Raw genomic sequence first — 21267 nt, 5'->3', positions numbered from 1 at the left:
AAATAACTCTTTTTATTTTACTTGCTCCAAATTTTCTCCCCAGTATGCGCATCAATATAACGAATTTCTCGACTACCGTCGAAGAACTCTTTATAATTCTCATCCGTTGTTTGTTTATACAGCAATTGATATACCGTTTCCTCTACATCATGATCTATAGACCATTCTAATTTAACTCTAATAGCACCTCTGTATATTTCTAACGCTTCTTCTTTCGTTACTTTTGGTGTTGTTTCGTATGTAAGTAATTCTTTTATAAATTTGCTAGACTCTCCAGAGTAATGCATCACTGCACCATTTTTCGTGTTGATATTGATCATAAAGTGCTTATACTCTGCCGGAATACCATTCACATATAAGGAAAAGTTAAATCTTTCAATCCCATCTTCTGCTTCTTCACGTTCCTCCCAAAGACGAAGATATTGTGTGATATCCGGAATAACACACTCTAAAAATTGAATTGCTTTTTGTAAACATTCCTCTCTAGACAGTATTTGTTTTCCTTCTTTATCTTCTGTCAGTTTTATAAAGCCAATTAATTCATTGGTTAATTTGTCAACCGTAATACCAATCAAATTATTATATTTTAACATCGGTAAATGCTTTTTAAAGAATTCATTCATTAAATATGGATTCTTTTCTTCTTTCTGTTTTTGTAATTCCTCTTTCGGAACAAATTTCATCCTTATTTCATTATCATTTTCCGTCTCATCTACTTTTGCAAAACTTTCTTTATCCCAGTCAAATAATTCGAATATGTCATCTTGCCGGCTACCTTTTTCTATTTTTTCAACAACTATTGTTGGCGGTAATTTATAATGTTCTGGCCCATATAAATCTTTACCTGTACTTGCATCAATAAATGCATGACTAGGCTCTGGTTCATATACAAGATGGTACCCTTTTACTTCTTCCCCGTTTTCATACTCACATGAAGAGTATGTTAAATCTACAAATACAAGTCTCATATCTTGTCTAGCTTTCAAATTTTCTAAAACGACGTTCTCCTCAACAATTTCACTTGGCCATGATGGCTGTTTCTCTATCGCTTTTTGTCCATTATAATGGAAATTCACAACATTTCCTGAAGGATGAACTCGCACAACACACCCCGTATTCGGCAATGGATAGCTATTCACTTCTTGCATATAATTTACTTCTTTCCAACCGCGCCAATCATCCTTAACAGTTACATATGTATAAAATTCATATCCTTCTTTTGTATATTTTTTTAAGAATGTATTTGCAACCTCTCTTGCTTTATTCTCTTCTATCGCTTCCTTACCGCTCGAAAAAGCTTTTTCATCCTCTATCCTAAAGTCAATTAAATTACCAGTATATCTATTCAACGTAATCTGTATTGTTCTCTCCCCATCCCCTTTATGTTCCCACCATAATAGATGATATGGGTCATCCACACCTTCTTGATCATCTACAACAAGCCTATAATCATCTGGAATGTCAATAATATGAGCCACTTGCTCTTTTCTTTCTTTATCTTTTTGATTCATCATACCGCTCCTTTTATTACAATTTAAGGTAATTCCAACAAAAAAACATATATATATAAACAAAAAAGACTAGAGATATCTCTAGTCTTCTATTTCGTTTCACGATGTAACGTTACTCGCTTTAATCGTGGACAATATTTTTTTAGTTCGATACGCTCTGGATTGTTTCGTTTATTTTTTTTAGAAATATAATTACGATCACCGCACTCTGTACAAGCTAATGTAATATTTACACGCATATGTAATTCTCCTTTCTTTTAAAGATCGCAAAATAAAACGTAATGATTACGATTTAAATATTATATAACTTCATTCTATTTGTCAATTGCAAAATAAAAAGGTTCTAAATAGAACCCTTTTATTTTTAGTACTTTATACTTTTTATTAAAATGTCTCATATGTAACAAACTCACTAATCGGTTTTCGATATCCTCGTGGGCGCGTTTTAGTAGTATCACTTTTTCCTATCGTAATCATTAAAACAGGTACTACATGCTCTGGCATATTCAATTCACTTTGTACTGCTTTTTCATCAAAACCGATCATTGGACACGTATCATATCCATAATACTTAGCTGCGTACATAAAAGTCATCGCACTTAACGAAGCATTTCTTATCGCTTCCTCTTCCATGAAGCGTTCTCCTTTTCCTTCATATAGCCCTTTCGTTTGCCTAATTGTATCTTCATACTCACATTCATCAATCATCTTTAAAACCTTCATACCGAAATAAATATTTTCGACATTTTGGTATGCTCTCTTGTCACCACAAACAAGTATTACCGCAGATGCACTCGATATTTTATATTGTCCGAAGGCTAACTCTTTTAATCTTTCTTTGCGCTCTTGATCACGAATTACAACATAATGTGTATGTTGCAAATTGTAACAAGATGGAGAAAGCTTTGTGAGCTCAAATATTTTTTTAAAGTCCTCATCTGGGATTTCTATTCCTTGTACAAATTTCATTGCAGAACGTCTAGCAATTGCTAATTCTTCAAAGTTCACCGTATAGCCTCCTTAATAACTATAAATTCAAATATACATTAATTTATACAAATGAATAAATCAAATAAAAACACTTTAAATTATGGAGAATAATGATGATTTGCAAAAAAAGACAAAAAGCTGAAACAATTAGTTCATACGAAATTCACACGAATCTATTACTATAGGAATTGTACATAGTGAACTTATTAACAATCACGTTTATTTATATAGAATTTCACTTGAAAGGAGTTGAAAGTATGAAAACTAAATATCGTTTTATGATCTCATCATTTGCTGCTTGCGCCTACATGATTTGGTGTTTAGTATAATAACAACCTCACTTGTAAATAGGAAAAGGTGTGTATATAAATGGAATATAATCAATCAACAGTTAACTACTGGAAAGCTTTTGTACTACCATATACATTTGCTTTAGAAGAGTTAAAAACTAAATTTGAAATTATGAACCGGGAAGCCCAATTTTTAGAGGATTACAACCCGTTTGAACATATAAAAACAAGATTAAAACAACCTGAAAGTATTATTAAAAAGCTTGAACGTAAAAATTTATTACCGACAGTTGAAAATGCGCAAACGCATTTACAAGACATCATCGGCATTCGTATTACATGTTGCTTCGTAGAAGATATCTATCATTTGAAAGAAGTTATTCAAAAGCGTGAAGATATGGAAATCATAGAGGTAAAAGATTATATCGCTAATCCAAAACAAAATGGATATAAAAGTTTACACATGATTATTAAATATCCTTTATCACTGAATTCTGGTACAAAAGAAGTCTTTGCAGAAATTCAGTTACGTACGCTCGCAATGGACTTTTGGGCAAGTTTAGAACATAAACTTTATTATAAATATGAAGGGAAAATACCTGAGTATTTAAAAGATGAACTACATGATGCCGCAATGAAAGCTGAAGATCTTGATAATAAAATGGCAACCATTCGCCAAGATATTGATGATATCGAGGCATGCTCAAATCAGATTATGTTACCACTATAAAGTGAAACTTTAATCAGTGGGGGGAATCCCCCACTGATTATTAGTTGAACCAATCGGACGTTTACGGACAGTTGATCTCCCACCTAACTTCTTTGCTCCAACTGAATTTTGAGGTGGGAGTTTTACTGCCTGTTAACGCGGGATAAAAAAAGGTTCTCGCCAATGAGAACCTTTTTTGCGCTATTTACGGAAAATTTCACTTTATTTCTTCTCTATCGTGCGAACCTCTTCAATTTTCCAGCCATCCTCTTCTTTTCCAAGTGCATACTGTACTTTCTTCTGAATAGTGACCTCTCCTTCTATTTCCTTTTCTTTTGTTTCAACAACAACATATCCTGCTTTACTAGCTTTTATGTCTATATGTTCCAATTCAATTTTTTTATTTCCCTTTTGAAAAGCTGCTTCTTTTTGCGTTTTTAAGTCTTCAGCACTAGGCATGTTCTTTGAAAATAACTCCATATGTTCAGTAAGATTTTTTTCATTTGTCGTCCGTACAAATTTCTCTATCACACCTTGAATCGTTCTCTCTTCTTCTTTCGTTATTTGTACCTTTCCTTCAGCTTTTGTAGTAGTAGCTTTTTGTTCTATCTGATTCTCTTTGGATTGACATCCAACTAGCAATAATACACCTATTAGAAAGGATAATATCCCTATGAAAAAAGCTCTCATCTTCCCATCTCCTAAAAAGAAAAGTGAGGCATTTCGCCTCACTTTCATTTAAAATTAGCGTCTTCCTTTATTCGGATCGCCACCACCAACAATATCAAAGACACGTTTCGCGATATTTGTATTCTCTTGAACACCAGAGAATAAGTATTTACCAGGGCCAAATGCATATACGTTTACATCTTCTCCTGTATGTCCACCTGTTGTCCAGCCTGTAACCGAACGCTTATTGAAAATATCTTCAATCGCATTATCAATCTTTGTTACATCTTTTGAAGGAGCAATATCATTTACCGCTTTAATTTCTTCAGGTGTTAATTGTAAATCAATATATTTTTTCAATGTTTCTTCTACATTTGCACCTTTTGCAATCTCATTTGCCATGAAGTCTGGTGTGCGTTTTGCAGCTTTAATTGGATCTACTTTAAAGTTATACTCACCATTTGCACCTAAAGATAATCCGCCAGTAGCGTGGTCTGCCGTTGCAACAACTAACGTATTTTTATCTTTTTTCGCAAACTCAATCGCTGCTTTAAATGCTTTTTCAAAGTCTTCCATTTCACTCATTGCGCCAACGATATCATTATCGTGTCCAGCCCAGTCAATTTGACTTCCTTCAACCATTAAGAAGAAACCATTTTTATTTTTGTTCAAACGCTCAATTGCTGCATTTGTCATTTCTTCTAATGAAGGTGTCTTCTCATTGCGGTCAATCATTTTATCTAAACCGCCTGGTGCAAATAAACCAAGGATTTGATCATTTTTATCATTTAACAATTGATCTCGATCTGTTACGTAGCTATAACCAGATTTCTTAAACTCTTCTGTAAGATTGCGATCTTTTCTAACAAAGTTTTTTACGCCGCCGCCAAGCATAACATCTACTTTATGCTTCCCTTTAATTTTCTCATCAAAATAATCATTTGCAATTGCGTCCATATTTTTACGACTAATGTCATGCGCACCGAAAGCAGCTGGTGTTGCATGTGTAATTTCAGAAGTAGCAACTAATCCTGTCGATTTCCCTTTTTCCTTCGCTTGTTCAAGAACAGTTTTCACTTCTGCTTTATCGTTATCAACTGCAATTGCCGCATTATATGTTTTAATTCCTGCTGACATAGCTGTTGCTGCAGATGCAGAGTCTGTGATATTTTCATGTTCATCTTCCGGATATGTTTTTTGTGTTCCTACAAGATGTTTATCAAACTCTGTAGATTCCATCTCAAAAGTTTTTGGATTATCTTTCATATAACGATGAGCCGTCATATATGAAGGGCCCATACCATCCCCAATTAATACAATGACATTTTTAATCTTTGCATTGCTTCCGCTCTCATCTGCACTCACTTCACTAGAACGTGTAAAATTCCATGTTGCCACCGAAGTAACCGCTAACGACGCCACAACTGCAAATGGCCATGCTTTTTTCACAAACTTTTTCACTGTCTTGTCCCCCTAATTAGGTTATTCATTTCCCACTATCAAATTTAATAGAAGACTGTTAAGAGAAAATTAGTTATATGTAAATTTTTTGTTAACTTATGTAAATATCAGTTATAATTTGTATAACTTTGTCTTTTCATATCAACCATCTTCTCCTTTACAATCAAAATATAAACAAGTTGGATTTCATTTAACGTAAATCTCTTATTTAACATTTTCAATCTACTTTTATGAAAATTAATAGAAACGTGGTGAACATGTATGAAAATAATAAAGCTAGATGAAACTTTTATTTTTGATTTACTCGACCTTTGCAAATCTATTGGATGGTTACAAAATAAAGCATTTATGAAAAAACAATTCGAAATGTACCTTTCTCTCGGTACACTTGTCGGTTATATGCATGAAAATAAACTGATTGCAGCTGGAGGCGTATTTCCTTTTAAAGATAGGTTTTCTACTATTGGTATGTTAATCGTCCATCCTCATTTTCAAGGCCGAGGCATCGGGCGTATTTTGCTTAATCACTGCTTAGAACACACTCTTACAAAACAACCAATTGCACTTATTGCAACAAAAGCTGGCGAGCCTCTTTATACATCATGCGGATTTCAAACAATAACGACGATTCATCGTTTTGAAAAACAAACTACTAAGACACATATCACTCATACAAAACAAATAGAAGAAAAAGATCTTATATCGCTTATTTCCCTCGATCAAATTACAACTGGTGCCGATCGTTCTTTACTTTATTCATTACTATTACCAAGAACGAGCCACTCTTTTAAAATTGAGAGACATAACTGTATAGAAGCTTTTTCCTTATGCATACAAAAAGATAGTATATTATGTATCAATCCACTTATCGCCAAAAGAGAAGAAGATGCTATTCAATTACTACAAAACATATGTGAATGTTGGAATGGCACAGTAAGAATTGATGTCCCACATTCACAATTTTCATTTCGCAAATTTCTTCAAATAGAAAATTTCCAAGAAACGCTCCTTTCACCTCTTATGATAAAAAATGGTAGCGAACTTCCTGGAAATCGTAATATGCTATTTGCTATGATAGATACAGCGTTATGTTAGAAAGGGGACACCTAATTGAAGCGATTTAGCTATTTTATGGTAGGTTGTCTTACTCTTACACTATTAGTAGGATGTAGTGCAGCAGAAAAGCCAGTAGAACAAGTAAAACAAGTTAAAAATACACTTACAGCAAAACTAGCTACCGAGGAAAAAATGGTAGAAATAGATGGTCAAACCATTTACTTCAAAAAGATTGGTAATGAAAAACCACCTTTACTTATGATCCATGGATTTGGAGGATCGTCAGATGGTTTTCAAAAGATTTACTCAGACTTAGCAAAAGATCATACAATTATTTCTGTAGATGCTTTAGGATTCGGGCGCTCATCTAAGCCAATGGATTTTTATTATTCTTTCCCGACTCATGCAAATTTGTATTATAAATTAATGAAAAAACTAGGTTACGATTCGTTTGCAATATTGGGCCACTCAATGGGCGGAGAAATTTCTCTTAATTTAACATATTTATATCCAGAATCCGTTACCCACCTTATTTTAACTGATGCTACGGGCGGTCCTCATACACTCGTTAATAAACAAGGATCACCAAGACCACAGTTGTCGACTGATTTAAATACCGTTTCTGCCATTGCAGATTATGATGAGAGCAAAGTGAAATTTAAACGTAATGATGAAGAGCATTACAATAAAATGAAATTATGGCCTAGACGTCTTCAAATCAACGCAAATGAAATAAAACAACCGACCTTAATTATATGGGGAAGAAATGATAGTAGCGTTTCGTGGAAAGAAGGAGAAACGTATCATCAATTCTTAAAAAATAGTACTTTCCATATTATCGAGAAAGGCTATCACGCACCATTTCGTCAGGAACCACAGGAGTTTGTAGGGTATGTGAAAGATTTCTTTGGCAAAAACCCTATAATAACTGAAAAATAAACGGGTATCTCATTTTGAGATACCCGTTTTCATATATTAAGCAGCTTGCTTTTGGCGTTTTTGAGTTTTTGATCCTAATACTTTCGGGATAACGAAGCCATCCATTCCAAATTTCCCAGCGTTCATACCGGACACAAGAACAAACATAGATAAGATAACCATTTCAGGGTTCACACCAATTGACCCACTAAACATATAGGAAAAGTTCATTACAAGACCAAAAAAGACCGCTGTTTTTGTTAAACAGCCTACAATTAAACCAATCCCGACTAAAATTTCTCCCCATGTTACAAGTGTATTAAATAGATCAACGTTTGGAATTGCGAAATCTTGTAAAAATGATGCCCACCAAGATTGAACAGCCGGTTGTGCACCTTTAGATTTTTCAATTGCACCTTGTAAATAACCAGTTGCATCGAATCCTTTTCCTTGTAGTTTACCGATTCCAGCCATTAACCATGTGTAACCAAGATATACTCGAATTACTGCTAATACAAAAGAAACTGCTTTGTTTTCTCTTAAAAATTGAATAACCATATCTTCCTCCTAAAGTTGTAATTAAGTTAGTTACAGATAATATAATAACATTAGTTACTTATTTTTCAAACGTTAATTATGAATAATCCGTGACATGTGTATAAAACATTAAAAACTAACGTTTATATAGTAACTTTTATTACCTGTAAAAACTTGAACATATCATACCACAGGTGATAATCATTTTCATTGAAAAAATTGCAAAAAAAATGTGAGTTAAATGTGAAACACGTTTATTCGAATATAGAATAAACGTGTTTCACACTACTTATAGAATCGAAATGTATGTGTCTCCTCATCAATTAAACTCGCTTCTTGAAACGCTTCTTCTAACGTTTTCCCATGGTTAATAACCCCATAAAATAAGCGTATAGTAAACATAAGTGCTGCATTTCCATCTACATAATCAATCGATCCAATATATGATTTCGCACCACTATGTAAAAAAGATTTTGCTAAATTTTGATCCCCTAACGTGCACCCGCTATTTACAATATGTGTATTATGCAATTTTGCATATTTATAAATTTCTTCTGCACCAAAGTATCCTCTCGGTTCATCTTGTTCATATATATCTTCACCTAACTCTTCCATGACAAACTTTCCTTCCTCACCATGAAAGCAAAAGACAACATAATCGATATCATTATATAAACCCTTTCCAGAAAGAATATCGATGAACTCTTTCGGTCTACCAATCCAGTACGTTATAACTTTCGCCCCAAAATATTCAAGTGATGCCCGGATTGATTGCGCCTCTAAATCCGAATTAAAGCCAACTACTAGTGCAACATTCAACATACACCCTCCATCCTACCATTAGATCTCCTCAATCAAACTTTTAAGGGATACATCCATTTCATATATACCCGTTTCTTGCAAAAAATCAAATCTAGTTAAAACGACCTTCTGTAAATATTGCCTATATGCTGTAATTGTCCCGTCGTGAGATACAATGCAAACTCTTTCCGCACCTAGCTCATAACATAAAAACAGGAATCCATCTACTATTTGCTGAAAGCTATGTTCTGAAATAGTATTTATACCTTCCTTCCATAGCTGCTGATTTGTGTTTTTCTCTATCGAAAAATGTGGAAATAAATTTTTTATTATCCCCTGATCTACTATGTGATCACATGGTAATGTTTTCGCTCCTTCTCGATAAGGAAAAATACGCGGGGATACATATGGATGGACGATTTTTTGACAAGCTACCTTCTCACTCCATATCGCCGCCGTTTGCAAAGTTCTAAGTGTAGGGCTAGCGATTAATATATCCGTTTCTTGCAATGGTACATCGCATTGAAGTAATTTAGCCTGATTCCTTCCCTTATCCGTTAATGGCGGATCCAGCACTTTTAAACTTGACGGCAAATCCTTTGTATGTTCTCCTTCCCCGTGCCGAACAAAGACGAGTTTCATACCCACCCTCCTCTCTCCATAAAATCCTTCAACATAATTTCTTCCCTATCTCACCCATTATTCCTGCTATATGAAAAGCTATTATGTAAAAAAGATTCGACACAATAAATTGGAAAACCTTACAATTGTATGTGTAAAATACTTTTTACAAAGGAGAGGGGATTCATACATATGAAATGGATAACCACCTTAATTGGCATGATTATATGGGGATATATAAACGGATTTTTTAGCAGTGATAAAACTGCTAATCCTTGGATTACAGATGATGAACGGGAAACAAAAATTAAACAGAAAGCAATTATTGCAAGCTGGTCCGGTGTTTTTATGTTTTGTACCATTAACCTCTTAAACAAATGGTTAGGTGTAGGAACGAGCGATACATCCCCTTACTTACCATCTTCTATCGCAACTATTTTAAAAGAAAATGTAGAGTTACAAATTTTATTTATGCTATTTATTACGTATGGCATATTTTACGTATACTATCGAAGAAAACTAAGTGCTTAACTTTCATCTCATGATTATCCTCCTAAATGGTTATAGTAATTAGGACGAAATGAAAGGAGCGATAGAAAAATGAGTAACTCGAATGATTTTTTAGATACACTGCATGAAAAACAAGCAAAAGATGAACAAAATAGAAAACGTCAGGGGAACGGAAACCCAGCGAAAAAGAAACCAAATAAAACGCATAAATAACCAATAAAAAAATGTGCCTAAAATTATCTTTTAGGCACATTTTTTATTCTTCTTTTACCGAGATAACATTTCCCCAATTCCATTTCTCATAATACCACTCTGGTACATCTATATTTTCAATCCACTTCATTTCATGCTTTCCATCTCTATGAGCAAGCCATACATCTGCTTTCTTACGGTCTGAACGTATCCATATTAATTGATTGCTCTTCTTCATAAAGATTGGATGATAATCACCCTGCTTATGAGGTGGCTTTGTGATTCGTTGCTGTACATTGCTTGTACTATCAACCTCATATAAAGATGGTAGTGGCCTTTTTTCTGGCAATGTTTCAAATCCTCCCTCTTTTGCTCGAGAGACGATAATTACGTTATCGTTCTTCCATGCAAAATCCCAATCAACATATCCTTGCGGCGTAAATGTGTTCTGCTGAAGTGCTGGCAGTTCTTTTACTTTTAAATGTTTATTCTCTAACGCAACTCTTCCGCTCCCTTCAATATAAGCTAATATATTTTTTGATGGTGCCCATTGAAACCATTGTGCGTTTAATAACATTTGATCTACTTTTTCAAACCGACTGCCATCTGCACGAACTAGGCAAAGCGTATTACTATCAGCTGACCATGAAGCTGTCGGTACCGCTAAAAATGAAATCCACTTTTGATCTGGTGACCACTTAAAGCCACTTGCAACTAGCGCTAGGAAATCATCATGTTCATTTGGCAATGCATACAAATGTTTCATTTTATGAGGGTTCATATGGGCATCTTTTTGCACTTCATATAGCTGTGCTCCTGTCCATCCTGTTGGAAGTAAGTGTGCTTCAGAGGATACAAAAAACTTCTTTCCATCAGGATACCATGCATAATCTCCTACACCTGCCGATACATTTTCAAAATCTGTATTCTTTTTTTCTACATCAAATGTATGTAATGCACCTGTAAATATAAATGCAATTATATTTTCTGTTGGTGACCATTGATAATTCGATGCTTCTGAGTGAAACGGCGTAACTTTCTTTCCATCTTTCAGCCGATATAACTCAAGACTATCTTGTTTCTTTCCTTTTACATATGCCAGCCACTCTCCATCATGAGACCACTTTGGCCCTGTTATATACTCTCCTTTTGTAAGTTGTTTTTCTTTTCCATCAACTTTAACCCAGAGGTCATGATGACGAATAAAAGCAATTTTCGCTTCATTATTTTCTGCGCTACTATTAATGGTTGAACATAAAAATACGACTAACATTGTACCAACGCTTACTATGAACCGTTTCATAACACCCCTCCATTTCCCTCATAGCATTCCTCAATGTCCACCTACAATATGTGAAAAATACCCATTCGACATAATCAGAAAAAATTTCCCAAGAAATTTTAAATTCATAGAGGATTGGTATGAATTGTGTCGAAAATATAGTTTAGCTAACATTCGGTTATGTAATTCGAGATGAATTTGTAAGATAACTTTTCGGAATATTAGCACTTTTTTATTAGGGGGAGTTTCAATGAAAAAAACTACATCTACACTATTAAGTATGGCGCTCGTCTTTTCCAGTTTTGGAGCTTTAAGCGCACATGCTGAATCACTGCAAAAGGAGAAGCAATTTAGTCCACAACTAAAAACAACGATTGAACAGTGGGGAGAAAATAAAATTGCTCAAATTGTTGAAACAAAAACTGCAAAAGAAATTTCAGTCATTGTAGAATTGCAACATGCACCTCTCGCAGCACAAGGTAATATTCAGCATGCTCCAGATTTACAAAGTAATCATGCACAGTCTTATCATGCCGAGCTTAAAAAAGCACAAGAAGATACGACTAAGAAAATAAAAGAAAAAGCACCCGGTGCAAAAATTAAAGAAGTGTATAATACGTTATTTTCCGGATTTTCTATTTCAGTTCCTGGAGATCAAATTACTGCTCTTGCTTCTTTACCAGAAGTAAAAGCAGTCTATCCGAACTTAACATATAAACTACATGAAACATCAAAAAGTACTACTAATGAAGAAGCACCAAACATCGGCGGACCGACAATTGGTGCAACTGAAGCGTGGAATTTAAAAGACCCATCTGGCAAACCTCTTGATGGAAAAGGGATGAAAGTAGCGATTATCGATTCTGGTGTAGACTATACACATCCTGACTTAAAAGCAAATTATATTGGTGGATATGACACAGTCGATGAAGATAATGATCCTATGGATGGTAACGTACATGGTACTCATGTAGCAGGAATTATTGCTGGTAACGGAAAAATTAAAGGCGTTGCTCCAAATGCTTCTATTTTAGCCTATCGTGTCATGAATGACGGTGGAACTGGTACAACAGACGATATTATTCAAGGTATTGAACGAGCAATTCAAGATGGTGCTGATGTGTTAAATCTGTCTCTTGGACAAGATTTAAATGTACCTGATCAGCCTGTAACTTTAACGTTAGAACGTGCAGCAAAACTTGGGGTTACTGCAGTTGTTTCCAATGGAAATGATGGCCCAAAACCTTGGTCTGTTGATGCACCTGGTAATGCAAGCAGTGTTATATCAGTTGGCGCATCTACAGTTTCTATCCCGTTTCCAACATTCCAAGTAGCTGGTTCCAGTAAAACGTATCAGGGGTTACCGTTATCAAAATCTGATTTCCCAATAGGAAATGATTCTCCACTTGTATATGTTGGCTATGGTAATCCAAGCGATTATGCTAAACAAGATGTAAAAGGAAAATTTGCACTTGTTTTACAAGGTACTTCTAGTACGTTAGTAAAAGCTGAACAAGCGAAGCAAGCTGGTGCACTTGGTGTGTTATTAATCTCTAACGAAAAAGAAATTAATATTATGCCGGAATATTTTGCACGTGAAAATCTATCCATTCCAGTTATGCAATTATCAAATGTAAACGGTGAAGAGTTGAAAAGCTTAATTACAAAACGCAAAAAAAATATAAAAATTGGACAACCCGTTCCGACTGAATTAATTGGTAACTTTAGTTCAAGAGGCCCATCACAAGGAAGTTGGCTTATAAAACCAGATATCGTTGCACCTGGAGTACAAATTACTAGTACAGTACCACGAGGCGGCTATGAATCTCATAACGGAACAAGTATGGCTGCGCCGCAAGTAGCTGGAGCTGTTGCCCTCTTGCGTCAAATGCACCCTGATTGGACAACAGAACAATTAAAAGCATCTCTTGCCAATACGGCAAAAACTTTAAAAGATGTTAATGAAAATACATATCCTGTTATGACACAAGGATCTGGCTTAATTAACATTCCGAAAGCAGCTCAAACAGATGTATTAGTAAAACCTAACAATGTCAGCTTTGGTCTGATTAAGCCAAATAGTGGCAAAGTAAAACTGACACAAAATATTACGCTACAAAATCTTTCTAATAAAAAGAAAAGTTTTTCAACTCGTGTGGAATTACTAGATGCAAATACAAAAACAAAAGTAAAAACTTCTGTTCCTTCATCAATTAGCGTACAGCCAAATAGTAATACGGAAAAACCATTTACTATTACTGTTGATAGCTCACTACCACAAGGTGTATATACTGGGAATGTGTATGTAAAAGAACAAGGATCAAAAGAAGAAATTCGAATTCCATTTACATTTAGTATTGACCCTAAAGATTATAAGCGTATCGACGGTCTCGAAATTATTAATTCTACGTTTAGTCCAAACGGCGATAACATATTAGATGATAATCTCATCAACTACTATTTAGTTGCTCCAGTCGAAGATGTAACATTACACGCTAACTTAGTTACAAAAGAACGTGTGACATACCAAGGTATGATTTATCAAGGGAAAAATGAAACAGCAGGTTATAAACCGTTCAAGTGGAATGGTACCAAAATAGATGGATCACCACTAGCGGATGGTTTATATCAAATTGAAGCTGTTGCTTCTAATTCAGGTGGAGAAACGAAACAAACAGCGGCTGTATTTATTGATCGTACCGCACCGAAATTGACACATGAAGTTGATCAGGAAAATCTCGTAATTAGAGGGAAAGTTGACGATATTCTACTAGATTGGATGACAGAATCTGGTTGGGTAGCACCTGGAATTCCAGTGAGACTACAGTATGAAATCAACGGAAATGGTGTATGGGAACCGGCATTCCTGAACCCTTGGGAGAAAAGCTATGACATTTATTTAGATCGTACTCAATTACAAGAAGGTAAAAATACAATTCACATTGTAGCAACTGATGCAGCTGGAAATACATCTAATTTAAATGTTGATTTAGAAGTGAAATAAAGTGAAACTTTAATCAGTGGGGGTTTTCTTCATCCCCCACTGATTATTAGCCCTCACCAATCGGACTTTAATGGGCAGCCCGACCCCCACCTAACTTCTTTGCTTTCGCTGAATTTTGAGGTGGGGGTCTTACTGCCCATTAAAGCGGGATAAAAAATTTTTGTTGACAATTTTTTTAATATAGTTTTATAATACAAAACATAGTTTAGTTGAACGAATTATATATCGGCTTTGAAGGAATACCAGTAGCGACTTATATCCCTGTCTCAGAGAACTGATGGTTGGTGCAAATCAGTACATATACAAGCGTGAATTACAATTCTGGAGCTTCTTTCCCGTAATGCTTTTTATGCATGAAGAGAAAGACGGATCTTTCCGTTATCTTAAAGTGAGTGGTAAACAATTACTTGTTTACAAATAGGGTGGTACCGCGATTTTTATCGTCCCTATCGGATTTTCCGATAGGGACTTTTTTGCGTCCGTCCTTTTACATAATTTCATCATATACGCGTTGAAAGAATCGCAGTAGTATCTTATATCCCTGTTACAGAGAGCTAATGGTCGGTGAAAATTAGCACATATATAAGTATGAATTACAATTCTGGAGCTTCTTTTTCGTAGTGCTTATAGGCATGAAGGAAAAGACGGAGTTTTTCCGTTATCATTAATTGAGATGTAAGTATATTTTCACTTACAAATAGGGTGGTACCGCGATTCTTTCGCCCCTATCGGATTTTCCGATAGGGGCTTTTTCTATTTCTCACAGAAACAAATGTTAAATAATTCCGAATCTTATGATAAAATCTTATAAGCGCTTACAATTTTGAAAGGGGGTGATACAAGCTATACGAAACCGATACTTAATTTTATTAAAAAAAGGAGGATGTCTAAATGACAAAGAAAACAGAAATTCCATCGCATTTAAAACCATTCGTATCCACACAGCATTATGATCAATACACACCGGTGAATCACGCTGTGTGGCGTTACATTATGAGACAAAATCATAGTTTCTTAAAAGACGTTGCTCATCCAGCCTATGTGAACGGATTACAATCATCTGGTATTAATATAGATGCAATTCCAAAGGTAGAAGAAATGAATGAATGTTTAGCACCAAGCGGCTGGGGTGCTGTAACGATTGACGGGCTTATTCCTGGCGTAGCCTTCTTCGATTTTCAAGGACACGGATTATTACCAATCGCAACAGATATTCGCAAAGTAGAAAACATCGAGTATACACCTGCTCCAGATATTGTACACGAGGCAGCAGGACACGCACCTATTTTACTTGATCCTACATATGCAAAATATGTGAAACGCTTTGGGCAAATTGGTGCAAAAGCTTTCTCTACAAAAGAAGAACATGATGCGTTTGAAGCAGTTCGTACATTAACAATTGTAAAAGAAAGCCCTACTTCTACCCCTGATGAAGTTACAGCTGCTGAAAATAATGTAATTGCAAAACAAAACTTAGTTTCTGGTTTATCAGAAGCGGAACAAATTTCACGTCTTTTCTGGTGGACAGTAGAATATGGATTAATCGGAAATATAGACGCTCCAAAAATATATGGTGCTGGTCTTCTTTCTTCTGTTGGCGAAAGTAAACATTGCTTAACAGACGCTGTTGAAAAAGTTCCATTCTCTATCGAGGCATGCACAGGTACAACTTATGACGTAACAAAAATGCAACCACAACTATTTGTTTGTGAGTCATTTGAAGAATTAACAGAAGCACTTGAGAAATTCTCTGAAACGATGGCCTTTAAAACAGGTGGTAAAGAAGGCTTAGAAAAAGCAATTCGTTCTGAAAATCATGCAACTGCTGAATTAAATAGCGGATTACAAATTACAGGTACATTTACCGAGACGATTGAAAATGATGCAGGTGAATTGATTTACATGCGAACGAGTTCGCCAACAGCATTAGCAATTCACAATAAACAACTAGCGAATCATTCTACGTCTGTACACAGTGACGGTTTTGGAACACCAATTGGATTACTCACTGAAAATATTGCATTAGAAAATTGTACAGATGAACAATTACAATCATTAGGAATTACAATTGGAAATGTTGCTGAGTTTACTTTTGCAAGTGGTATTCATGTAAAAGGAACAGTAACAGATATTGTAAAAAACGATAAAAAAATTGCGCTTATTTCCTTTATCAATTGCACAGTTACTTATAACGATCGTGTTTTATTTGATGCTTCATGGGGTGCATTTGATATGGCTGTTGGTTCAACAATTACTTCGGTATTCCCAGGTGCCGCAGATGCTGCAGCATTTTTCCAAACAGATGAAGAAGTTCAAAAAATACCTGCTCCACTTGTACTGAATGAACTTGAACGTATGTATCAAACCGTTCGTGACATTCGAAATGAAGGTATTTTACACGACGCGCATATCGAGCAATTAGTAGCAATTCAAGAGGTATTAAATAAATTGTATCCGAAAGAATGGTTACTTCGCCTTGAAATATTAGAATTGCTTTTAGAGCATAACAAAGGGCATGAAACATCAGCAGCATTATTACAACAACTTTCTACTTTCACAACTGATGAAGCTGTGACACGTCTTATTAACAATGGTCTTACGCTACTTCCAGTAAAGGATGTGAAAAATGATGCTACGATTAACTGAAGAGGAAGTTCAAGAAGAATTATTGAGGTTAGATAAATGGGTAGTAAAAGATGAAAAATGGATTGAAAGAAAATATATGTTTTCCGACTACTTAAAAGGAGTCGAATTTGTCTCTGAAGCCGCCAAACTATCAGAAGAACATAATCACCACCCATTTATCCTTATCCAGTATAAAGCAGTCATTATTACTTTGTCATCTTGGAATGCAAAAGGTTTAACGAAACTCGATTTTGAGCTTGCGAAGCAATTTGATGAACTATTTGTCCAAAATGAAAAAGCCATTATAAGAAAGTAAAAAAGAGAAGCCTTTATTAGGCTTCTCCTTTTATTTTGAAATGGATACAATGTCCAAATGGATCCTCTACTTGTAATATTCCATCTTTGTACGTAGCAATCTTGCCAATATTTTTTAAGCTTTCACATACTTGCTCTTTTTGTTTTTCATCTGCTAATACAATTGTGAAATATTTCAAGCCAACAGAATTTGGCATTTGCGGTAGTATTCCTTCACCTTGCCACGTATTTAAACCGATATGGTGATGGTAGCCACCTGCCGATACAAAGAGCGCCCCATTACGGGCTGGGATCGTTACTTCAAAACCAAGACCATCCACATAGAAACGTTTCGCTTCTTCCAAATCAGCTACATGGAAATGAATATGTCCCATCACAGTACCAGCTGGAAACCCACTCCATGTACTTCCTTGCTGCAATAATTCTTCACCAGCTAACGGGTTACTAACAAATGGTAGCTCTCCATTCTCATCACGCCAAACTTCTTTTTGACGATCATGATAAATTTCAATCCCGTTTCCATCTGGATCAGCTAAATAAAGGGCCTCACTAAAGTAATGGTCAGCTCCGCCGTGCAGTGGATAAACCATTTCTACAAGATGACGAAGGATATTCGCTAAATCCTGTCTGCTCGGTAATAAAATTGCGTAATGATATAAACCCGTTCTCCCTCTTTGCTTTGGTAAGGCTTCCTTCTTTTCTTCAATGATAAGGAGTGGTTCGTTATTTTCATTCCCAAATGTAACGACCATTTCATCTTCTTTTAGTACTTTCATACTTAATACTTCTGTATAAAACTCTAGTGATTTCTTTATATTTGATACATATAAATGAACAACATCAAGTGTTGTATCGGGATGAAGTTGAAAACTCATCTTGTTAGCCTCCCATGTAAATTAGTTCTTCTTTGACATTTTCTCTTTTAAGAAATTATCTACAAAACCATCCGCTTTCGCAACAAATAAGTACGCACCCATTGCTAACAATGCAAGCTCTAATTCGAAGCCAGGATTTTTTCCATCTCCTAATAAACCAGCTGACCATTTTACTTTTACAATTGCTCCAACCATAACTAGTGCAAATAATAATCCAATATATCTTACACCTAAACCTAGAATTAATAATAGACCGCCAACTAATTCAACTGTTGCTACACCGTATGCAAGTCCTCCTGGTAAACCAATGCTTGTGAACCACCCTGCAATATTGTCAATCCCCGATTGGAATTTTGTTAAACCGTGCATAAAGAACGTTACCCCTAACACGATACGAATAATTAAGTTACCAATATGTTGATTCATTTCTTTCTCTCCTTTATAGTTTCCTTATACAAAACTTTTATTTGCATTACAAAACATACACTAATTTTTTTTATTCGTCAATTCATTTTCACTGGGAAAATATATATTTTTTTTGCTATGATACAAATAGTTGTTTATAAAAAGGAGCTTGATTTTATGAATATTGGTTCTGCAATACGTGAAATTCGTCAGCGTAGAGGCATAACAATCGCACAAATTTGTGAGGGAACAGGTCTTTCTAAAGGGTTTATGAGTCAGGTTGAAAATAATAAAACATCACCATCTATCTCAACTTTAGAAACGATCTCCAATTTTTTAAACGTTCCTCTTCCCTATTTATTGTTAGAACAAAAAGATCGATTGAAAGTTGTCAAAAAGGTAGAGCGTAAATATAGTGTATACGGAAAAGATGAACAAAGAATCGAACATGTTGCAGAGCAAGGTGGCCTTCGCCTAAATCTCGTAGAAATTCCTGCTGGGTTTCCGAAAGAAAACACACCAAATGCCCATGAAGGGGAAGAATGTCACCTTGTATTACGCGGCACACTAGAAGTTCAACATGGAGAAGATGTTGCAATTGTAGAAGAAGGGGATTCTTTCTCCTGGAATGCATGTGTTCCTCATATCGTTCGTAATATAGGAGAAGAAACTGCATTATTACTCATCTCTAGTCATGCAGAAAATCGAAAACGTGTTTATTAAAAAAAGAAGCCTGTAAATCAGGCTTCTTTTTTATCCTCTTATAACTCCATAGCTTGTCCCAACTAGTACAGTCTTTTCGTGTTGATTACGATAAACTGACTCGATTGAAACCTTTTTGTATCCTTCCATTTGTTCAATATTTGTTAAAGTTAATTCACAAGTGATCGTATCTCCTGTAAAAACTGGTCTAATAAACTCACTTACTAATTCTCTTGCTATGTAATGTAATTCTTCGCCTACTTTCGTTCCAATACTAGCAGTCAATAAACCATGAACCATTAAACGTCCATTTTCATCATATTCCATATGATGCCTGCCTTTATCCCCTGTAATATTTGCAAATTCAAAAACCTCTTCCTCAGTAAATCTTCTTTCATATTTAAATACATCCCCAACTTTTATACTCATTTTTATCCCCCTAATAATAAACAGAATTTTCTTTCATTTTACCATAAAATGAGTCTCAATTCATTTTCTATTATAAAAAGAACAAAAAATACTTATAGCTGTACTATTTCCTTACTTTTCGCTCCTTTACCGATGCCCATCTCTTTTTGCAGCTTGGTATCCATAGTACGCACATGTTCCATTTCTCGATAACTCTCTCACCTCAAAACCACAACTTCTATAAAAATCAAAATTACTCGCAGAAGTATGCGCAAACCAGTCACCATGTGGCAATTTTTGCAAACAAAGAGCAACAAGTTTCTTACCTAATCCCTTCCCTCTATATTCACATTTCACAACTAAATTTACTATGTTCGCGACCATGATTCCATCAGAAATGACTCGAACCATCGCAACCATCTCTTCTTCATCCCAAATTGTGAATGCCCATGTTGAATTTTCAAATGCTATCGTGAATTTTTCAATTTGCCAAGAAGGGATATTATCATTGCTCCAACCGGCATCTTCGAATAAAGTTTTAATTGCATATGCAGGTACACCATTCGTTCCCTCACGAATAATAAGTCCATTATGATAAATGTACATGTAATCCCCCCTTTATTTTTATATATCATTCTTCAAAAGATGCAATTAACCTTTTTTCATCCAATGCGCCTAATGGAATAAACGAGAACATCCATCCCATGAAATGAAGTTGTTTTCTCGTAACTAAGCCCCGTTTTTCTAGCAACAAAGATTGAGGCGGGGTGGTCCGGATTAATAAGAGAAATTAATTTATTCATTCGTAACGCTTGGAAGCCATAATCTCGAAATGCTGCTGCTGCTTCTTTCGCATATCCTTTTCCCCAATACTGAGGTAATAGCCAATAGCCAATTTCAATTTCCTCTTTTCCATCTATTTGCTGCTTTACTAATCCTGCATGACCAATTCGTATTCCCGTTTCCTTTTCAATCAATATAAATAAACCGAGACCGTTTTTATAGCTAGGAATCACCCACTCTTCCAAACTTTTTTTACACTGCATATATGTTTTTAACGTCCCATTTCCAATATAGCGCATTACCTTCTCATTTCCCCATAATGAAGCGTAGAACTGTAAATCATCCATTGTATATTTGCGAATTTGTAAACGATTTGTATGAAACATTTCTGCACTCCTTCCCACGAATTTGTACTTACCTACACGATCATGTTTTGGATATATACTAAATGTTACTATCTATTATAAAGGAACTAAAGACGAAATACAGAATATTCAATCTAGAAAGGATTTAAAAAAGGCAGTAGACAAATATTGTCTACTGCATCCATATCATAACTAGCATAAAGAAAACTACAATTGAGGGGGGTGTAGGATTTTCAAA

Annotated in this window: 23 protein-coding genes and 2 other annotated features; of the genes, 9 read left to right on the top strand and 14 right to left on the bottom strand. The window is 35.2% G+C overall.

Going from position 1 to position 21267, the window contains the following annotated elements; all coding sequences use genetic code 11:
• Window positions 1–17: 17 nt before the first annotated feature.
• From ACTFRS_RS13775 to ACTFRS_RS13765, 3 genes are all read right to left on the bottom strand, one after another.
• On the bottom strand, window positions 18–1511 hold the full coding sequence (locus ACTFRS_RS13775) for a YcdB/YcdC domain-containing protein (RefSeq protein WP_139866608.1): 1494 nt from the start codon (window positions 1509–1511) through the stop codon (window positions 18–20).
• Between the two features lie 89 nt (window positions 1512–1600).
• The gene (gene rpmG, locus ACTFRS_RS13770) at window positions 1601–1750 is read right to left on the bottom strand and encodes a 50S ribosomal protein L33 (RefSeq protein ID WP_001265617.1); all 150 of its coding nucleotides are present in this window, start codon (window positions 1748–1750) and stop codon (window positions 1601–1603) included.
• Window positions 1751–1895: 145 nt separating this feature from the next.
• Complete coding sequence (locus ACTFRS_RS13765) at window positions 1896–2519, bottom strand: nitroreductase family protein (RefSeq protein WP_242293987.1); 624 nt, start codon at window positions 2517–2519, stop codon at window positions 1896–1898.
• Window positions 2520–2870: 351 nt separating this feature from the next.
• On the opposite strand from ACTFRS_RS13765, the gene ACTFRS_RS13760 reads away from it, so the two are divergent.
• Window positions 2871–3521 (top strand): GTP pyrophosphokinase, encoded by a 651-nt coding sequence (locus tag ACTFRS_RS13760; RefSeq protein ID WP_139866606.1) that lies wholly within the window; start codon window positions 2871–2873, stop codon window positions 3519–3521.
• Between the two features lie 201 nt (window positions 3522–3722).
• Here ACTFRS_RS13760 and ACTFRS_RS13755 read toward each other — a convergent pair whose 3' ends face one another.
• Entirely contained in the window at window positions 3723–4190 is a 468-nt protein-coding gene (locus tag ACTFRS_RS13755) for a hypothetical protein (RefSeq protein WP_440024817.1), read from the bottom strand.
• A gap of 54 nt (window positions 4191–4244) precedes the next feature.
• Complete coding sequence (locus ACTFRS_RS13750) at window positions 4245–5630, bottom strand: alkaline phosphatase (protein WP_000714933.1); 1386 nt, start codon at window positions 5628–5630, stop codon at window positions 4245–4247.
• Window positions 5631–5891: 261 nt separating this feature from the next.
• Here ACTFRS_RS13750 and ACTFRS_RS13745 point away from each other — a divergent pair, with 261 nt between their 5' ends.
• A complete protein-coding gene (locus ACTFRS_RS13745; RefSeq protein WP_139866602.1) occupies window positions 5892–6725 on the top strand; it encodes a GNAT family N-acetyltransferase in 834 nt (277 codons plus the stop codon).
• Between the two features lie 15 nt (window positions 6726–6740).
• A complete protein-coding gene (locus ACTFRS_RS13740; protein WP_000819828.1) occupies window positions 6741–7625 on the top strand; it encodes an alpha/beta fold hydrolase in 885 nt (294 codons plus the stop codon).
• 36 nt (window positions 7626–7661) lie between these two features.
• Here the strand turns inward: ACTFRS_RS13740 and ACTFRS_RS13735 are convergent, their stop codons facing one another.
• The 3 genes from ACTFRS_RS13735 to ACTFRS_RS13725 all read right to left on the bottom strand — a co-directional run bounded on the left by ACTFRS_RS13735 (window position 7662) and on the right by ACTFRS_RS13725 (window position 9584).
• Window positions 7662–8162: a DoxX family protein gene (locus tag ACTFRS_RS13735; protein ID WP_000236601.1), complete on the bottom strand. Its 501-nt coding sequence runs from the start codon at window positions 8160–8162 to the stop codon at window positions 7662–7664.
• Between the two features lie 264 nt (window positions 8163–8426).
• Window positions 8427–8963 carry a delta-aminolevulinic acid dehydratase gene (locus ACTFRS_RS13730; protein ID WP_139866600.1) on the bottom strand — a complete coding sequence of 179 codons (537 nt, stop codon included), beginning with the start codon at window positions 8961–8963 and terminating at the stop codon, window positions 8427–8429.
• A gap of 18 nt (window positions 8964–8981) precedes the next feature.
• On the bottom strand, window positions 8982–9584 hold the full coding sequence (locus ACTFRS_RS13725) for a histidine phosphatase family protein (RefSeq protein WP_440024819.1): 603 nt from the start codon (window positions 9582–9584) through the stop codon (window positions 8982–8984).
• A 171-nt stretch (window positions 9585–9755) separates the two neighbouring features.
• Between ACTFRS_RS13725 and ACTFRS_RS13720 the strand changes: the two genes are divergently transcribed.
• Both ACTFRS_RS13720 and ACTFRS_RS13715 read left to right on the top strand, forming a co-directional pair.
• Window positions 9756–10094 (top strand): phosphoglycerate mutase, encoded by a 339-nt coding sequence (locus ACTFRS_RS13720; RefSeq protein ID WP_139866596.1) that lies wholly within the window; start codon window positions 9756–9758, stop codon window positions 10092–10094.
• Between the two features lie 69 nt (window positions 10095–10163).
• Complete coding sequence (locus tag ACTFRS_RS13715; RefSeq protein ID WP_000071861.1) at window positions 10164–10286, top strand: DUF4023 domain-containing protein; 123 nt, start codon at window positions 10164–10166, stop codon at window positions 10284–10286.
• A gap of 43 nt (window positions 10287–10329) precedes the next feature.
• Here ACTFRS_RS13715 and ACTFRS_RS13710 read toward each other — a convergent pair whose 3' ends face one another.
• Window positions 10330–11568, bottom strand: a complete 1239-nt coding sequence (locus ACTFRS_RS13710) for a TolB family protein (RefSeq protein WP_440024821.1) — start codon at window positions 11566–11568, stop codon at window positions 10330–10332.
• A gap of 229 nt (window positions 11569–11797) precedes the next feature.
• Between ACTFRS_RS13710 and ACTFRS_RS13705 the strand changes: the two genes are divergently transcribed.
• From ACTFRS_RS13705 to ACTFRS_RS13695, 3 genes are all read left to right on the top strand, one after another.
• Entirely contained in the window at window positions 11798–14551 is a 2754-nt protein-coding gene (locus ACTFRS_RS13705; RefSeq protein WP_440024823.1) for a S8 family serine peptidase, read from the top strand.
• A 222-nt stretch (window positions 14552–14773) separates the two neighbouring features.
• Window positions 14774–15002 (top strand) — a binding site (T-box leader).
• A gap of 51 nt (window positions 15003–15053) precedes the next feature.
• Window positions 15054–15281: a binding site (T-box leader), on the top strand.
• 161 nt (window positions 15282–15442) lie between these two features.
• Window positions 15443–17197 (top strand): aromatic amino acid hydroxylase, encoded by a 1755-nt coding sequence (locus ACTFRS_RS13700; protein WP_439195075.1) that lies wholly within the window; start codon window positions 15443–15445, stop codon window positions 17195–17197.
• Complete coding sequence (locus tag ACTFRS_RS13695; protein ID WP_000979545.1) at window positions 17178–17492, top strand: 4a-hydroxytetrahydrobiopterin dehydratase; 315 nt, start codon at window positions 17178–17180, stop codon at window positions 17490–17492. The genes ACTFRS_RS13700 and ACTFRS_RS13695 overlap by 20 nt, the downstream gene beginning before the upstream one ends.
• Before the next feature lie 16 nt (window positions 17493–17508).
• Here ACTFRS_RS13695 and ACTFRS_RS13690 read toward each other — a convergent pair whose 3' ends face one another.
• Window positions 17509–18366 (bottom strand): VOC family protein, encoded by an 858-nt coding sequence (locus ACTFRS_RS13690; RefSeq protein ID WP_074601514.1) that lies wholly within the window; start codon window positions 18364–18366, stop codon window positions 17509–17511.
• A 21-nt stretch (window positions 18367–18387) separates the two neighbouring features.
• Window positions 18388–18792: a DoxX family protein gene (locus ACTFRS_RS13685; protein WP_001071557.1), complete on the bottom strand. Its 405-nt coding sequence runs from the start codon at window positions 18790–18792 to the stop codon at window positions 18388–18390.
• A 156-nt stretch (window positions 18793–18948) separates the two neighbouring features.
• Here ACTFRS_RS13685 and ACTFRS_RS13680 point away from each other — a divergent pair, with 156 nt between their 5' ends.
• Window positions 18949–19494, top strand: coding sequence for a helix-turn-helix domain-containing protein (locus ACTFRS_RS13680; RefSeq protein WP_014893504.1), 546 nt, complete (start codon window positions 18949–18951; stop codon window positions 19492–19494).
• Between the two features lie 30 nt (window positions 19495–19524).
• Here the strand turns inward: ACTFRS_RS13680 and ACTFRS_RS13675 are convergent, their stop codons facing one another.
• The 3 genes from ACTFRS_RS13675 to ACTFRS_RS13665 all read right to left on the bottom strand — a co-directional run bounded on the left by ACTFRS_RS13675 (window position 19525) and on the right by ACTFRS_RS13665 (window position 21050).
• On the bottom strand, window positions 19525–19902 hold the full coding sequence (locus ACTFRS_RS13675; protein WP_000025009.1) for a MaoC/PaaZ C-terminal domain-containing protein: 378 nt from the start codon (window positions 19900–19902) through the stop codon (window positions 19525–19527).
• Between the two features lie 126 nt (window positions 19903–20028).
• Window positions 20029–20487, bottom strand: a complete 459-nt coding sequence (locus ACTFRS_RS13670) for a GNAT family N-acetyltransferase (RefSeq protein ID WP_242294814.1) — start codon at window positions 20485–20487, stop codon at window positions 20029–20031.
• A gap of 56 nt (window positions 20488–20543) precedes the next feature.
• Window positions 20544–21050 carry a GNAT family N-acetyltransferase gene (locus ACTFRS_RS13665; protein ID WP_277933166.1) on the bottom strand — a complete coding sequence of 169 codons (507 nt, stop codon included), beginning with the start codon at window positions 21048–21050 and terminating at the stop codon, window positions 20544–20546.
• Window positions 21051–21267: the final 217 nt, after the last annotated feature.

The organism is Bacillus cereus group sp. MYBK139-1 (assembly GCF_051916915.1).
In the GTDB taxonomy this organism is placed as follows: Bacteria; Bacillota; Bacilli; order Bacillales; family Bacillaceae_G; genus Bacillus_A; species Bacillus_A pacificus.
This window is presented reverse-complemented; position numbering and strand designations above follow the sequence as displayed.

What these genes read in the sequence shown, in the direction of transcription:
- ACTFRS_RS13680 (WP_014893504.1), top strand. Translation starts at nt 18,949, where the DNA reads ATGAATATTGGTTCTGCAATACGTGAAATTCGTCAGCGTAGAGGCATA.
- ACTFRS_RS13690 (WP_074601514.1), bottom strand. Translation starts at nt 18,366, where the DNA reads ATGAGTTTTCAACTTCATCCCGATACAACACTTGATGTTGTTCATTTA.
- ACTFRS_RS13700 (WP_439195075.1), top strand. Translation starts at nt 15,443, where the DNA reads ATGACAAAGAAAACAGAAATTCCATCGCATTTAAAACCATTCGTATCC.
- ACTFRS_RS13735 (WP_000236601.1), bottom strand. Translation starts at nt 8,162, where the DNA reads ATGGTTATTCAATTTTTAAGAGAAAACAAAGCAGTTTCTTTTGTATTA.
- ACTFRS_RS13715 (WP_000071861.1), top strand. Translation starts at nt 10,164, where the DNA reads ATGAGTAACTCGAATGATTTTTTAGATACACTGCATGAAAAACAAGCA.
- rpmG (WP_001265617.1), bottom strand. Translation starts at nt 1,750, where the DNA reads ATGCGTGTAAATATTACATTAGCTTGTACAGAGTGCGGTGATCGTAAT.
- ACTFRS_RS13775 (WP_139866608.1), bottom strand. Translation starts at nt 1,511, where the DNA reads ATGAATCAAAAAGATAAAGAAAGAAAAGAGCAAGTGGCTCATATTATT.
- ACTFRS_RS13720 (WP_139866596.1), top strand. Translation starts at nt 9,756, where the DNA reads ATGAAATGGATAACCACCTTAATTGGCATGATTATATGGGGATATATA.
- ACTFRS_RS13755 (WP_440024817.1), bottom strand. Translation starts at nt 4,190, where the DNA reads ATGAGAGCTTTTTTCATAGGGATATTATCCTTTCTAATAGGTGTATTA.
- ACTFRS_RS13675 (WP_000025009.1), bottom strand. Translation starts at nt 19,902, where the DNA reads ATGAGTATAAAAGTTGGGGATGTATTTAAATATGAAAGAAGATTTACT.
- ACTFRS_RS13725 (WP_440024819.1), bottom strand. Translation starts at nt 9,584, where the DNA reads ATGAAACTCGTCTTTGTTCGGCACGGGGAAGGAGAACATACAAAGGAT.
- ACTFRS_RS13695 (WP_000979545.1), top strand. Translation starts at nt 17,178, where the DNA reads ATGATGCTACGATTAACTGAAGAGGAAGTTCAAGAAGAATTATTGAGG.
- ACTFRS_RS13760 (WP_139866606.1), top strand. Translation starts at nt 2,871, where the DNA reads ATGGAATATAATCAATCAACAGTTAACTACTGGAAAGCTTTTGTACTA.
- ACTFRS_RS13685 (WP_001071557.1), bottom strand. Translation starts at nt 18,792, where the DNA reads ATGAATCAACATATTGGTAACTTAATTATTCGTATCGTGTTAGGGGTA.
- ACTFRS_RS13730 (WP_139866600.1), bottom strand. Translation starts at nt 8,963, where the DNA reads ATGTTGAATGTTGCACTAGTAGTTGGCTTTAATTCGGATTTAGAGGCG.
- ACTFRS_RS13705 (WP_440024823.1), top strand. Translation starts at nt 11,798, where the DNA reads ATGAAAAAAACTACATCTACACTATTAAGTATGGCGCTCGTCTTTTCC.
- ACTFRS_RS13710 (WP_440024821.1), bottom strand. Translation starts at nt 11,568, where the DNA reads ATGAAACGGTTCATAGTAAGCGTTGGTACAATGTTAGTCGTATTTTTA.
- ACTFRS_RS13665 (WP_277933166.1), bottom strand. Translation starts at nt 21,050, where the DNA reads ATGTTTCATACAAATCGTTTACAAATTCGCAAATATACAATGGATGAT.
- ACTFRS_RS13670 (WP_242294814.1), bottom strand. Translation starts at nt 20,487, where the DNA reads ATGTACATTTATCATAATGGACTTATTATTCGTGAGGGAACGAATGGT.
- ACTFRS_RS13745 (WP_139866602.1), top strand. Translation starts at nt 5,892, where the DNA reads ATGAAAATAATAAAGCTAGATGAAACTTTTATTTTTGATTTACTCGAC.